Annotated in this window: 20 protein-coding genes and 1 pseudogene; 9 read left to right on the top strand and 12 right to left on the bottom strand. The window is 43.1% G+C overall.

The genetic code is table 11. The features are described 5' to 3' along the window. Nucleotides 1-495 precede the first annotated feature (495 nt). The 7 genes from HK413_RS18740 to HK413_RS14005 all read left to right on the top strand — a co-directional run bounded on the left by HK413_RS18740 (nt 496) and on the right by HK413_RS14005 (nt 6041). Nucleotides 496-1026, top strand: coding sequence for a carboxypeptidase regulatory-like domain-containing protein (locus HK413_RS18740; protein WP_246230575.1), 531 nt, complete (start codon nt 496-498; stop codon nt 1024-1026). After that, nucleotides 951-2294, top strand: a complete 1344-nt coding sequence (locus HK413_RS18735) for a TonB-dependent receptor plug domain-containing protein (protein WP_317169622.1) — start codon at nt 951-953, stop codon at nt 2292-2294. The genes HK413_RS18740 and HK413_RS18735 overlap by 76 nt, the downstream gene beginning before the upstream one ends. 109 nt (nt 2295-2403) lie before the next feature. Next, on the top strand, nt 2404-2760 hold the full coding sequence (locus HK413_RS18730) for a TonB-dependent receptor domain-containing protein (protein WP_317169621.1): 357 nt from the start codon (nt 2404-2406) through the stop codon (nt 2758-2760). A gap of 30 nt (nt 2761-2790) precedes the next feature. Next, nucleotides 2791-3798, top strand: coding sequence for a SusC/RagA family TonB-linked outer membrane protein (locus tag HK413_RS18725; protein WP_246230574.1), 1008 nt, complete (start codon nt 2791-2793; stop codon nt 3796-3798). Between the two features lie 146 nt (nt 3799-3944). Next, nucleotides 3945-4661, top strand: coding sequence for a RagB/SusD family nutrient uptake outer membrane protein (locus HK413_RS18720; RefSeq protein WP_246230572.1), 717 nt, complete (start codon nt 3945-3947; stop codon nt 4659-4661). Further along, on the top strand, nt 4595-5608 hold the full coding sequence (locus HK413_RS18715; protein ID WP_317169620.1) for a RagB/SusD family nutrient uptake outer membrane protein: 1014 nt from the start codon (nt 4595-4597) through the stop codon (nt 5606-5608). Before HK413_RS18720 ends, HK413_RS18715 begins: the two co-directional genes overlap by 67 nt. 109 nt (nt 5609-5717) lie before the next feature. Next, complete coding sequence (locus tag HK413_RS14005) at nt 5718-6041, top strand: DUF1801 domain-containing protein (RefSeq protein WP_217452335.1); 324 nt, start codon at nt 5718-5720, stop codon at nt 6039-6041. A gap of 54 nt (nt 6042-6095) precedes the next feature. On the opposite strand, the gene HK413_RS14000 is transcribed toward HK413_RS14005, so the two are convergent. The 12 genes and pseudogenes from HK413_RS14000 to HK413_RS20200 form a co-directional block, all read right to left on the bottom strand. After that, a complete protein-coding gene (locus tag HK413_RS14000) occupies nt 6096-6872 on the bottom strand; it encodes a CotH kinase family protein (RefSeq protein WP_175270569.1) in 777 nt (258 codons plus the stop codon). Then, complete coding sequence (locus HK413_RS22505) at nt 6829-6987, bottom strand: hypothetical protein (protein ID WP_394353193.1); 159 nt, start codon at nt 6985-6987, stop codon at nt 6829-6831. The genes HK413_RS14000 and HK413_RS22505 overlap by 44 nt, the downstream gene beginning before the upstream one ends. A 10-nt stretch (nt 6988-6997) precedes the next feature. Beyond that, nucleotides 6998-7441: a hypothetical protein gene (locus HK413_RS13990; protein ID WP_175270567.1), complete on the bottom strand. Its 444-nt coding sequence runs from the start codon at nt 7439-7441 to the stop codon at nt 6998-7000. A gap of 563 nt (nt 7442-8004) precedes the next feature. Then, on the bottom strand, nt 8005-8697 hold the full coding sequence (locus tag HK413_RS18710) for a hypothetical protein (RefSeq protein WP_246230571.1): 693 nt from the start codon (nt 8695-8697) through the stop codon (nt 8005-8007). After that, nucleotides 8667-9026 carry a hypothetical protein gene (locus HK413_RS18705; RefSeq protein WP_246230569.1) on the bottom strand — a complete coding sequence of 120 codons (360 nt, stop codon included), beginning with the start codon at nt 9024-9026 and terminating at the stop codon, nt 8667-8669. Before HK413_RS18705 ends, HK413_RS18710 begins: the two co-directional genes overlap by 31 nt. 121 nt (nt 9027-9147) lie before the next feature. Further along, complete coding sequence (locus HK413_RS18700; protein ID WP_246230568.1) at nt 9148-9444, bottom strand: hypothetical protein; 297 nt, start codon at nt 9442-9444, stop codon at nt 9148-9150. 11 nt (nt 9445-9455) lie between these two features. Further along, complete coding sequence (locus tag HK413_RS15690) at nt 9456-9743, bottom strand: hypothetical protein (protein ID WP_217452334.1); 288 nt, start codon at nt 9741-9743, stop codon at nt 9456-9458. A 34-nt stretch (nt 9744-9777) separates the two neighbouring features. Then, entirely contained in the window at nt 9778-10050 is a 273-nt protein-coding gene (locus HK413_RS22500) for a glycosylhydrolase-like jelly roll fold domain-containing protein (protein WP_394353192.1), read from the bottom strand. 135 nt (nt 10051-10185) lie between these two features. Further along, nucleotides 10186-10835: pseudogene (locus HK413_RS22495) on the bottom strand (glycosyl hydrolase); the annotation flags it as partial. Then, nucleotides 10720-11163 carry a glycosyl hydrolase gene (locus HK413_RS20210; RefSeq protein WP_217452332.1) on the bottom strand — a complete coding sequence of 148 codons (444 nt, stop codon included), beginning with the start codon at nt 11161-11163 and terminating at the stop codon, nt 10720-10722. The gene HK413_RS20210 and the pseudogene HK413_RS22495, both read right to left, overlap by 116 nt. Further along, complete coding sequence (locus HK413_RS20205) at nt 11160-11891, bottom strand: glycosyl hydrolase (RefSeq protein WP_217452336.1); 732 nt, start codon at nt 11889-11891, stop codon at nt 11160-11162. The genes HK413_RS20210 and HK413_RS20205 overlap by 4 nt, the downstream gene beginning before the upstream one ends. A gap of 80 nt (nt 11892-11971) precedes the next feature. Then, nucleotides 11972-12304 (bottom strand): glycosyl hydrolase, encoded by a 333-nt coding sequence (locus tag HK413_RS20200; RefSeq protein ID WP_217452331.1) that lies wholly within the window; start codon nt 12302-12304, stop codon nt 11972-11974. Between the two features lie 389 nt (nt 12305-12693). Here HK413_RS20200 and HK413_RS13975 point away from each other — a divergent pair, with 389 nt between their 5' ends. Further along, nucleotides 12694-12999, top strand: coding sequence for a hypothetical protein (locus HK413_RS13975; protein WP_175270566.1), 306 nt, complete (start codon nt 12694-12696; stop codon nt 12997-12999). A 120-nt stretch (nt 13000-13119) separates the two neighbouring features. Continuing rightward, nucleotides 13120-13262 (top strand): glycoside hydrolase family 3 N-terminal domain-containing protein (locus HK413_RS13965; RefSeq protein ID WP_175270571.1); only part of this gene is annotated, 143 nt, incomplete at its 3' end.

Raw genomic sequence — 13262 nt, 5'->3', positions numbered from 1 at the left:
TTGCTGTAGCAGAACGGCCTTGCCCTTCAGCGAAAGTGAAATGCACCACATCGGTTGTTAAAGAAATTACTTCTTCTAAGCCGGTGATATTTCTAAATACCTCTTATTTTGGCATTTTTTTAATCTGTTATTTTTTTAATCGATTATTATATATTTGTTTATCCTTTAGTTCTTTACGGCTCTATGTCATTCCAGAGAATGTTTTTAAATGAGTTTGGCGCATATTAATGTTGCCTGTCTTATAAAAAAACAATGTTTATGCTTTTCCACCAATTCACGTAAACCGATTCCGTATTCCTCTTTTCTTCAAAATGATTACTTAAGGCAACTGTGTATGTTGTACACGCGCGCAAAAATTTGCCTTACAATATTCGCTATAAAAAGTCTAGAGATAAACATAAGTTAACATGGCCTTTACATGCTATAAATAGCTTTGCCCTCATTCTGCGGAATCAAAATGTTAAAAGAATTAACCCTAACTAATTTCTAATTAAAATGAAAAAAACTTTACTGTCTAAGCTCAAGGTAATGGTTTGCGCATCGTTTGCGGTCTTGTCTGCAAATGTACTTTCTACGCAAGCCGTTGCAGCTTCAAGGTTTCACAATTCCCTCGTTGTGAAACAACAAGAATCCGGAACTATCAGCGGAAAGATAGTCGATGAAAAAGGCGAGCCTCTTCCGGGAGCTACCATAACTATCAAAGGGCTCAACCAATCGGTGATGAGCGGACTTGATGGTAGCTTTAACATAAAAGCCCCTGTTGGCACTTATGATATTACAGTAACCTATGTTTCGTATGCTACTGTAAATTTAAATAAAGTTGCTGTTAAAGCCGGGGAAAATACGCCCTTGAACATTACATTAAAAGGTGAAACAGGTACTTTAAATGAGGTAATCGTTGTGGGTTATGGTACACAAAAAGAGCTAATGCTACAGGTGCTGTTGATCAGATCTCATCAAAAAATCTGGAAAACAGACCAATCACCAACCTTACACAAGGTTTGCAAGGTCAAATTCCAAACTTGAACCTAAAGATGGGCGACGGTAAACCCACGCAGTCGCCAAGCTACAATATCAGGGGTACCACCTCTATTGGACAGGGTGGTAATGCGCTTGTGCTTATTGATGGTTTTGAAGGTGATCCGAGTTTGCTTAACCCAAACGATGTTGAAAGCGTATCTGTCCTTAAAGATGCAGCCTCTGCTGCTATATATGGCGCAAGGGGTGTGTTTGGTGTGGTGTTAATCACTACTAAAAAAGGCGAAAAAGGACGTACCAGTGTTACATATTCAAGTAATTATGCTATAAAATCGCCGGTAACCAGGCCTGATTTTGTAACCGATGGTTATACATGGGCTAAGATGTTTGCCGAGGCATTTGTTAACGGCGACGGTGCCTTCCCTCAAAATGTCAACAAAACACAAGTATTCTCGCAAGCTTATCTTGATGAGTTTAAAAAGAGAGCAGAATCAGGCCAGCCATACAGTACTATTGATGTGAACCCTACCACTGGTGTGTATACTTACTATGGCAGTACCGATTATTATTCATATTTATATAAAGACAATACCAGGGCGTTTGACAATAATATTTCGGTAAGTGGTGGCAGCGACAAGGCAACTTTCCCGGTTTCGGCACACCAAACAGATCAGGCAGGTTTGTTTAGATACAACAGCGATGATTACAATATGAAAAACTTGCGTGCGCGCGGTTCTATACAGGTGTTTCCCTGGTTGAGTATTGAAAACAATGCTGATTATTCAACAACGGACTACCACAACCCTATAAACGTTGGCGAGGGCGGTGGTATCTGGAGAAACATTGCGGATGAAGGCCACCCTACCATGCCGATATTTAACCCGGATGGTACGTTAACTTTCTCGGCTGCCTATACCGTGGGTGATTTTATCTACGGCAAAAACGGTATTGATACCCATAAAGAGGTATTTAGAAATATCACCGGCTTAAGAAGTAATTTCTTTAACAATAAATTACGTGTGAATGCCGATTTCACTTTCCGTAATACAGACAACAATAAAGAACAAAGGCGCGTTCAGGTACCTTACAGCAACCAAAAAGGCGTTATCGCCTACGTGGGTACTACTACTAACGATTTGGCGTTCGACTATCGCGAGACGAAATACCGGCAACCAATATTTATACTGAGTATGAAAATCGTTTTGGTAAGGATCATTATCTTAAAGCCATGGTTGGTTACAATTATGAGCAATCAACCTATAACAGGTTGGCTGTACAACGTAATGGGATCATTTTTGAGAATGCTACCGACTTGAACCTTGCGCTCGGTCAGGCAATTACTACCGGAGGTGGTTATGAGCAGTGGGCTATTTTAGGCGGTTTCTCAAGGTTAAACTATTCATTTAAAGATCGGTACCGGTAGAGGTGAACGCCCGTTATGATGGATCATCAAAATTTCCGTCAAACCAACGTTATGGTCTTTTCCCATCTGTATCTGCAGGTTGGAGGGTAAATAACGAACCTTTCTGGCATGTGTCAGATAAATTAATATCTGACTTAAAAGTGCGCGGTTCTTACGGCTCATTGGGTAACGGTAATATTGCTTCATACGCCTTCCAGGAAGCTTTTAACCTTAGCCAATCGGGTGTAATTTTAAATGGTTCAAGGCCACAAACTACACGTAACCCGGCTGTATTGCCTGACGGCTTAACCCGGGAAACGTCGACAACCGCTGACCTGGGGTTTAGATATAACTATGCTTCAGGGAAAGTTAAGCTTTAGCGTGATATTTATCGTCGTAAAACTACCAATATGTTTACCTTGGGTTTAACACCGCCAGCCGTATTTGGTTCTGGCACCCCTAAGGGCAACTATGCCGACCTTACTACACGTGGTTGGGAGGCATCAGTAACCCGGAGCGATAGAATTGGCAGCAGCACCAAACCATTTAGTTACAATGTAAGGCTGACCTTGGCTGATAACATTTCCAAAATTGATAAATATAAAAATCCTGATAAACTGATAAGCGATTATTACGAAGGACAGACTTTAGGCGAGATATGGGGTTACGAAACCGAAGGTTTCTTTAAAGATGCTGCCGATATCGCATCGCACGCCAAGCAAGATCCGGAAATGCGTGCTTCGCCTTCAGGTTTATGGTTCCCCGGCGATATTAAATTAAAAGATATTAATGGCGACGGGTTCATTAACAGGGGTGAGAACAAAGTAGGCAAATCTGGCGACAGGAGAATTATTGGAAATTCTGCCCCAAGATATACCTATGGTATTAATCTGGGTGCTAACTGGAATAATTTTTCTTTCTCCACCTTCTTCCGTGGAGTTGGCAAACAACAATGGTATCCAAGTACCGAGACAGAAATGTTCTGGGGGCAGTATAACAGGCCATATAATAACATCCCCAAATTTCAAGTGGGTAATATGTGGACACCAGACAATACTGATGCTTATTTCCCAAGAACAATGTCAAGGGCAGCATCAAGCAATACAAACCGTACATTGGGTGTGGCACAAACACGGTACTTACAAAGTGTTGCTTATGTGCGGATGAAAAATATCCAGATTGGATACACGTTACCAACAAAATTGGTAAACCGTGTAGGTATGCGCAGTGCCAAAATATTCTTCTCTGGCGAGAACCTGTTCACTTATTCACCGATGTATAAAATTGTTAAAAATACCATCGACGTAGAGAACGCCGTACCTACAGATCAGGACCTGAATTCTGGTACTACTAACGGCGATGGTTACAATTACCCGATATTAAAAAGCTACTCTCTAGGTTTAAACATAGGCTTCTAATTAGAAAACTTTAAAAGAATAGATCAAAATGAAAAAACATTATATATTAATTTTGCTGGGTTGCCTTAGTTTTGCAGCCTGCAAAAAATTAGACCAGAACCACAAGCCACACCTACAAAAAAGCTGTATTTGGTACCGAAAACGGATTGAAGTTGTATACCAACTCGTTCTACAACATGGGCTTTCTTCCTAAAAACTCTACCGCGCAGGATGCCATGTCAGATTACCCGGCCGTGAAATCTGTACCTGATTTTATTCGTGATGGTGCGTTTGGCCAAAGTAACAGCTCAGGCTGGGACTGGACAGACTTAAGAAACATTAACTACTTCATCCAAAACTGTGTTGATCCGGATGTACCCGTTGCGACACGCAAAGCTTACCTTGGTTTGGCCCGCTATTTCAGAGCCTACTTTTATATGGATAAAGTTAAACGCTTTGGCGACGTACCATGGATTAATAAACCAATTGATTATGATGACGCGGCAACACTTAATGCAGGTCGTGATAACAGAACATTAGTAATGGACTCAGTATTGGCCGATCTGAACTATGCTTGTGCTAATTTGCCGGCTGGTAATGATGCAAGTCGTACAACGGTTACCAAATGGGTTGCTTATGCTTTCAAATCAAGAGTTTGTTTGTTTGAGGGTACTTTCAGAAAATACCATACCGAGCTTAACTTAACTGCTACAGCCGACAAATGGTTAAACGAAACCGTATCAGCTTCAGACCTGATCATGAAAAACGGTGGTTACAAAATTAATACTACCGGCGGGGCAGGTGTATCTTACCGCCGGTGTTTACCAGCAATACGCCGGTGGCCGATGAGGTATTGCAATCTGCTGTTGCCGATATTAATTTAGCCGTATTGAACGAAGCTAACTGGTGGTGGACCAGCGGTACTTACGGTGCAAAAGCAAGCTTCACCCGTACCTTCATCAACACCTACCTAAAAATTGATGGCACACCATTCACCAATGATCCGTCTTATAAGACAATGCTTTTCAAAGACGAGGTTAAAAATCGCGACCTGAGGTTAAAGCAAACCATCCGTATGGGCGATTACAAACGTATTACCAATGGGGTGCAGGTTCCGGCCCCTCCGGTGTTTTCATACACATTTACCGGCTATCAGCCAATTAAATGGACACTTGACGATACTTACTATGATGCTGGGGCATTAAATACAAACGCTGTTGCTTTATTTCGTTATGCAGAGGTGTTGTTAAACTTTGCCGAAGCAAAAGCCGAGCTGGGTACTTTAACCGATGCAGATTGGGCTGCTACTATTGGTGTGCTAAGATCAAGAGCGGGCATTACCGGTGGCCTGACCGCAAAACCAACCGTCGCAGATCCATATTTGATGACAAATTATTTCCCCGGAATTACTGATCCCACTATATTGGAAATACGCAGGGAGCGCGGTATCGAATTAAGTTTAGAAGGCCTTCGTTTCGCTGATCTGTTAAGATGGAAGAGAGGACCATTGATGGAACAGGAGTGGAACGGTTTCTACGTTCCGGCATTAAACACGCCGATGGATTTAAACGAAGATGGCATATTGGATGTTGCTTTTTATCAAGGTACAAAGCCAACACCCGCGGTAGCTGGCGTTACTTATGTTGATGTTTCGGCAAAAATAGGTTCTGCCACCAATTCGCAATTGTTGAGAAATGGCACATCGGGCGAATTGCTATGGATGAATGAGATCCCGAGGAAATGGGCCGACAAGAATTACTATTATCCAATTCCGTTGGCTGATATTCAACGTAATCCTAACTTAAAACCACAAAATCCGTGCTGGAACTAAGTTTGACGGATTGTAGGTCTTTTAAACCAAGACCTGAAAATTCTTGTGTCGCTGATTAGATCCCGGCTGAGATCACAAAAAAGGTTACATTAGCAATAATGTAACCTTTTTGTTTGATACAATGATACCCACCCTTGAAGCTTACTACGCATCAAAACCAGAACCATATCAAAGTTGCTTATTGGCGCTGAAAGATATCATCCTGCGTACGAATGCCGGCATTTGCCATGAGCGTAAGTTCCAGATTCCTTTTTTTACTTATAAGGGAAAAAAGCTGGGTTATTTATGGTTGAATGGAAAAAAACTAATGGTTGGTTTTTGCTGGGATAAAAGCCTGCAGGAAGTTATTCCTAATGTAAAACCTAAAGATAAATATGAGTCTATACGGATAGACCCCAATGCTGATATCCCCATTGATATTATCCTCGGATAAGCTCAACTTTTACTTAGTTTTAATAGATAAGGCAGAATAAAACCCTGATAAAAGCTATAAGCTATTAACATAACTATCAAACAGATCATATTGTGCGCCGTACCAGTTAGTCATGTAGGTTGCTTCTGCGTTTAGGTCTGGTTCTACAAGAAGCCACATTGCGCGCTCACGCGCAAAAGCACCGGTACTAACCATACTTTTTCTATAAGTTTCTATCCGACTGGCTACCACACTCTTGCCTAATTGATTGTTTTTTAGAACGGTCCATCTTGACTTTACCAATTCTTTAAAGTTTGCCGGATTTAAACCAAGTAGTCGCTGGTAAAGATGATTGCTTCCTGCTCCTAATATTTCATGGGGTAAAGGCGTGCCATCATAATTGCGCCCCATTGTACCATCAAGGTCCCATACCGAATAAAAGAAACTACCAGCGGTGCGATAATCATAAAAGCTAAAGAAAGTATTTTTTGCCTGATTGTCTTTAGCTTCCAATATATTCATGAAAATAAAATAATCAACCAAATTATTAATATCCACTTTGTTTTTAATGTCGCTGCTAAACGCTTTATCGTTGGCTGTAGTAATGAAGTTTACAATATTATATAAATACTTCCAGTCAGGTGCAGGTGTGTCCCCAATTTCGGGGTAAGCAAATTGCCAGCCCCCTCCCCAATCAGCAAAGTCATTACTAAACGGGTTAGTCATAGCCGCAAAATTTACCTCATCGCTCCAGTTGTCAGCCTTATACATGTTGCCATATTGTTTTTTTACTTTTAATTGCTTCCGGTCAAGTCTTTCGGTAAGGCAGTAAACGCCCCGGGTATTGATCATTAAAAAAAACCTCGGTTAGATATCCACGCGTGCCGTTAAGGGCGTCGGGTTCATCCTCAATATAGGGTACATTGTTAAAACTGTTCCATATATCTGTACATAACCTGTTACGCATACGCGACGGATCAATATACATGGCATCTAATATCCAGGGCATTGTCATTTCGTAAACCCAATAACGGTATATCAGTGTCGGCCCCTGCATTATCAACCAACTTTACTGAGTACGATTTTTTGGGTAAATTACGTGCAGTAGCACCTCTTAAAGAAATCTTAATATTTGTGGCTATTTCTACTTTGCTGCTTTGTGTCTGATAATTAGGATTAACAAGATTTAATGATGCCGGAACCTTTTCATCGCCAATAGTAAATGCTGCAGTCTTCAATATAACTATTGGTAGCCCCGTTATTATTAAATTATAATTTGTTGATGTATTGAAAAGCCCCATCGCCTTAATGGCAACGGTTTCATTAGTGGTAAGGGTGTAATCTATGGTTGCTCCGGTTTTTGCCTGAACATTGTCCATCAATATATATTTAGTAGAAACAGTATCGAAAGTAACTGTCAATCCTGCTATCGATGTACCGGAGCAACAGGGTAATAATAAGAATTGCTTATGCTGTCAAACGCGCAGCTTACGCCGTTTATTTTGAAGTTTTTTAGCTTTGGCGGAAACGTTGATATAGATGGATCAGATCCGCCACCTCCCTTTGTTCGTGTATTGGGATCTGGGGTGTAACCGGGATTAAAGTTGTCGCTTTTTTGCAAGCAGCGAATAACAACGTTAGCAATAAACCATACAATAAGTAATGTTTTTTCATGAATAGGCAATTAGGTTAGGTAAAAACATAGGGATACACAGAACATTACTCGATAAACGGGGATTTTTTATCGATGACAAGGTTTTATTGGCTAAAAAATAGTCAATATCAAACCGGAATAAAGAAGACCATCAGTCGCCCTTTAACAAACACTACCAATATAACTGGTTGGTAGTCTGTAATTAATTAGCTTTTATAATTAGGTTATAAAATTGCTTTGGTTTAGCAATACAAATATAAAAGGGAAAATGGTATAGCGAATTTTTGAGTGGAATAAAATTCAGAATTCATACAAATTCTGACGTATTCGTCAGCAAATCTTAACAAATTCTACTTCAAGCAGTTTGCTTAACTTCTCTATTTTAGAAGCAATGTGGCCTTTTCCAATTGCGCAATGGTGCGCAGGGCCATGCGCGTTCCGTGCTTCAACAAAGCCACGTGCTCCAATCGGGAATTTATAACGGCTATTGGTATTGCCAATTTCCAGTATAGGTCCGGTTACAGATTCTGCCTCGGCAACCAGTAGCATAATCTTTCCGTCGACCGTCTCCACAACTGATAACAGCGTAACCGGGCCATGTTTTACCGACATCTCTACCGATAAGCCGCTGCCTACTTTACCATGGTAAACCCGGAGGGGTTTAACTTTTATTTTGCCTTCGGCGATGGCGGGATGGCAGGGGCCATCATGTCCCATTAATACCACATCATCATTAAAATCCATGGCGTAATATTCGGTGAATGAGCCGCCTGCGCCAAAGCTGTCCATGATCTTCATTGCCTGGGCATTCTTTATTTCATACTCGCCCGCTACAGGTATGTTATGCCCGGTTAGTAATGAAGTGCCTAATATTATCGAACTCATCGTATCCGCATTAACATTGCCCGTGCCTTTGTGGTAATATGCCATCGAGCCTAAATTATATTTGGCTACCAGCTTATCCAAAGCCACAGCAGTAACCGCGGCGCGTCTCAATTCTTCTGCCGGACAATCGGGCTGCACTTCAAACCGGTATCGAATGTCCGGAACTTTTCTTCAATCTCGGCAGCTGATACCTTGTCGCGCAAGCCCGACAATTCATCAACCTCAATAATTTCAATATGCCCGCCAAATGTGACGCATTGCAGGGTAAGATTGCTGTAAATATCCAGCATGCCACCGTAGTAATTGCCCATTACGCCTAAGGTATTGTTGTACATGGTATGGGCAACTTTGGCTGCATCAATCCATTCTTTTACCTCTCGCCAAACGTGCGGGTCATCATGCAGCATGCCGGTAATTTGGTGGAAGGGGATATTCGACCGCTTAAAAACATTCGCTATCTCAGGCACAGAACAAGCCGAGCAGTTCGCTAACCATTCGCCTGTCATTTTGGTGCGGTTGTTTAACTGGTTAAATGCGGCATAATCGATAGCCGGTTCGGGGCTGAGATTTAATACAATAACAGGTACTTTAGCTTTTTTTTACCACGGGCAATACCGTAGCCGATAGGGCATAAGTGGTAACATACAGAAATATCAGGTCAACATCCTCACGCCTAAATTGGCTGCCCGCCGCAAATGCTTTGTGTGCATCATCTATCAAACCTAAATTAACTACCTCTACACCATAGCTGCCCAACTTGTTGTTTACGGCATCAATATAACCCGACAGTCGTTGTTCCAATCCTTCAAACTGGTCCCAATAAGTATTAAGCCCTATACCAAAAAGGCCTATGCGTGGTTGTGCTAATCTTGTTGCTGTAGTCATGTTTTATAATATCAGTTTTTCTGGATAGTCACCGGTCCCATCAGGCCCGAGCTTAATAGTTTAGCGTTTTTATTATACGGATTAAATGATGTAAAGGTATAGCGTTTGCTTGTGCGCGGTTGTCCTTTAATTAACCACTCGGGCCATTTACCGTTAGCCGGGCCATCGTTAGGTAATTGCTGATCGCCAATTAAGCGGTTGGGCCAAAGGTTGGCAACTTCAATCACCAGTTTGTTTTGCCTTTGCAGTAAACCTGCCGGTATCTCCACCCGCCATGGCGCGGTCCATATTACGCCCAAATCCCTGCCATTAAGTTTTACCCGGGCAAGATTTTTAATCTGGCCCGTAAATGAACAATTTACCTTTAGTAGACGGCATGTCAAATTGTTTGGTGTAGGTAGCCAGACCTGAGTAATATTTAATACCGTTTTCGGGCCGTAAGGTCCAATCCTGCAGATTATCAAAAACAATATTTTTTGGCCCGCCCCATTTAGGGTCGAACGATACATTCCAGGGGCCAATTAAAGTAGCAATAGTAACAGGCGCTGTAAAATTTTTATTTTTGGCTGTCGCGATGGGCAGGTCCGCGTCTTTGGCAAATACCACAAAATAGCTTTGGTAAGCAGCCAGTTGTACCGGGATAGTAGTTTGTGCCCCTTGCTTCTTAAGCTCAGTCAGTAAAGTTATCTTGCCTGTCAGCGGATCCCAAAGCTGGGGTGTGCCTTTAGTGCTGCGAAAGGTGGCATTGGCCGTAATGGTCTCGCTGGTTGTATTGGCGATAAAATAAGCGTCCCAGTTTGCACCGGCGCGATGGGTGTAGCGGATAGGCCCATCTGACTCAAAATCCTGCGGCATTTTCATATCGCTTAAAATAGCTTCAGTGATATCATACGTCGGATAAAGATTATCCAAACTGATGCCAACACCGCGCCAAATAACCCTGCCCTTACCATAAGTATGCGCTCGTTGTGCGCCATTAGGGCTTGGCCCCCATACAGTTTCGACCAACGATAGGAGCTTACTGTCGGCAGTCGGGTAGCCTACCAAACTTGGCGATTTGCCCGGCGGCGATCCATAGACAGTAGCACCTGCCTTAACCAGCGCAGCAATCTTTTCAAGCAATTTCGGTGTCATAGTTGGCACCGCAGGCAGCACCAGATCTTGTAACTCGCGCCACCGGGGAAAGCGATATTGCCATTTACCACGCTTGCTTTATATAACAGGCCCGGCGGGCAGCCATCAAAATTATAGCCCTTGCGGTCAGGTATCGTATCGTTACCCGTTAATGCCGAAAATGGCGGGCGGAAAACATGCGGTGAGCCTTCCGGATTTAAGTATAAAATATCGGCAACAGTATTTCCTTGTTGTAAAACGTAGCTGCACCGGGTAATATATTGGTGGTAGCTGACTACCATTGGCCACCGTGGTTTGGTTACGGTCCCAATGCACGCCGTATGGTCCCATAGTAGCTCCGGGGCGCAAGGTGTCATTCAGGAACTGATTTTGAAATGTATGGTATACAAAGCGGTTTACCCCTGCGGCAAATGCCCAATCGCCCCGGTTCTTCATCGAGCCGGGATGTTGCCTCCAATCTTCGCCGTGGGCGGTGAATGCTTCGGCAGGTGTTAGCGACCGGCCATTGACATGCGCTATAGAGGTTGCCTCAACTGTACTGAACGATGAGTTAAAGCCATAACCCTTGCTCCAAAACTCGCTCATCGGTACATCTGCAACGGCACCCAGCTCCGGTCAGCTGTGGGGTTCATATCATAAGGTTCGATAGACAAGGTCATCCCGTTTTTATGCGCGTATTTTTTCACGGCGAGGGCATGATATTCCAATATCAGCTCCTGTGATGTTTGGCGCAAATCCCATAAAAAGCGTTCGCTTATCTCGGGGCTCTCTACAATAGTACCTGCATAAACCGGGTAGTAGGGTAGTGGGTCATAGCCGCTGCGCTTAATAAATTCGGCACGGAAGTTCGGGGTCCAGTTTTGCGCGCCCATTTCCCAGCTATCCATGTGGAGGCGTTTTAAGCCGCCACCTAATTTAGCTTTTGGCTGGCCGGTTTTACGCAGCAGCTTGCCTACATAATTATCCGTGTGGTCATATAAAGCAATGGTATCAAATTTATCAGCCTCGAAACCAAGACCGGGTACTGGTGCGGGGCGGGTAATGGCGCCATTGTTACGACGGCCAAAACGTACAATCGTCCAGTTGCCGGCAGGTGCGGTCCAGTTTAATGTGCCGTTCTTTTGCAGGTATTTTGTCAGGTCGATGATTTTATTTTGGGGGATAGCGGTTTTCGGGTTGGCAGCGGGATAATCAGTCATCCCCGGCAAATATTGTTTAACATTAGGTGCCGATGAATAGGGTGCACGGTAATACAAAGCTTTCTCATCAATATCCTTTATTTTTTCTTCGGATGCAGGCGTTGGGTAAGCCAGTACGGCTACATCTTCATAAAAATCGTCCCATTCTTTTTTTTAGTTCAGGGGTAAAGGCACCGTCGCCAAAGTAGGGCTTTTTAGGTGGTGGTATGGGCAGTTTGATATTGCTTTCGCCCCCTGCTACTTTTATTGCCGCCGATACCAGTTGTTGCATAGATTGCCCCTGGTTTTACCCAGGGGCCGCCGCTGCCTGTCCAGCCCGGGCCAATGCCTAAGGTTATTTCAATATCCAAACGCTCGCTTTCACGTACGGCATGTTTAAACAGGTCCTGCCATTGCGGGCTTAAAAAATTAACCGGACCGCGTGGTACGCCAACGTTCACTTCTAAAAATACCAAATTACCAATGCCCGCCTTCTTCATCGACTCCAGATCTTTGGTAATAGAAGCTTTGGTCATGTTGCCATCCATAAAATACCAGTAAACACCGGTTTAGCGGTATTAGGTGGGTTTATAAACCCTGCTTTTAATGTTGCTATTGTTGGGTTGGTTGTAGCCTGCCCATAACCTGATAAGCAGGCAGCAATTAAAGCACAGGTTAATAAAACACTTCTGTTCATGCAGGAAATTATTGTGCGGGTAGCAGTTACAATTGGTTACCGTAAACATAAATAAAAACCAGCTATTATGGCATCCTGTACTGTCTGCCCTTAGCATCGTTCCTTACTAACCACATAGATAAATAACTTATGCAATTATTTTGCTGCGCGTTAGTTTTATATATATTTGTTCAACAGTGTTGAATGTGTGTAAACTTGTTTTCGCTGTCACCAATTATCCCTTACCTCTAATTAAACTAAATGAGAACTATTTTACATGCTTATAGCGTGCGAAAAGCAACGTTATTAATTACACTTATGAGCATAGTTGCCGGTAATAACCTGATGGCGCAAACTGCTGATAAACCTTTATACCTTGACTATACCAAGCCGGTTGATGCAAGGGTGAAGGACCTGATATCGCGGATGACGCTGGAAGAAAAGGCACAATACCTGAACCATGTGGGTCCCGAGATCCCTCGCTTTGGCATTAAGTCTGATAAATGGAACCGGCGCTGCACGGCGTTGTTTGGACACGGCCGACTACCATGTTCCCGGTATCCATAGCCATGGCTGCAACCTCGATACCAAATTAGTATATAAAGAAGCTACCGCGATATCAGACGAAGCGCGTGCAATTTATAACGGCTGGCATCAGGATCCTGATTTTAAGGGCGAGAAAAAGGACTGATCTATCGTACCCCGGTTATCAATATCAGCCGTAACCCTTACTGGGGTCGAATCAACGAATGTTTTGGCGAAGATCCGTTTCTGACGGGGCGCATTGGTGTGGCGCATGTTACGGGCTTGCAGGGTAATGATCCGAAGTA

It is taken from the genome of Mucilaginibacter humi, from assembly GCF_013087555.1.
Note: the sequence above shows the minus strand (reverse complement) of the source record. Positions and strands in the feature narration are given on the sequence as shown.

Coding starts and splice junctions, on each gene's coding strand:
- HK413_RS18740 (WP_246230575.1), top strand. CDS start 496: ATGAAAAAAACTTTACTGTCTAAGCTCAAGGTAATGGTTTGCGCATCG.
- HK413_RS18725 (WP_246230574.1), top strand. CDS start 2,791: ATGTTTACCTTGGGTTTAACACCGCCAGCCGTATTTGGTTCTGGCACC.
- HK413_RS14000 (WP_175270569.1), bottom strand. CDS start 6,872: ATGATCAATACCCGGGGCGTTTACTGCCTTACCGAAAGACTTGACCGG.
- HK413_RS22505 (WP_394353193.1), bottom strand. CDS start 6,987: ATGCGTAACAGGTTATGTACAGATATATGGAACAGTTTTAACAATGTA.
- HK413_RS18700 (WP_246230568.1), bottom strand. CDS start 9,444: ATGACTACAGCAACAAGATTAGCACAACCACGCATAGGCCTTTTTGGT.
- HK413_RS20210 (WP_217452332.1), bottom strand. CDS start 11,163: ATGAGCGAGTTTTGGAGCAAGGGTTATGGCTTTAACTCATCGTTCAGT.
- HK413_RS20200 (WP_217452331.1), bottom strand. CDS start 12,304: ATGGATGGCAACATGACCAAAGCTTCTATTACCAAAGATCTGGAGTCG.
- HK413_RS13975 (WP_175270566.1), top strand. CDS start 12,694: ATGAGAACTATTTTACATGCTTATAGCGTGCGAAAAGCAACGTTATTA.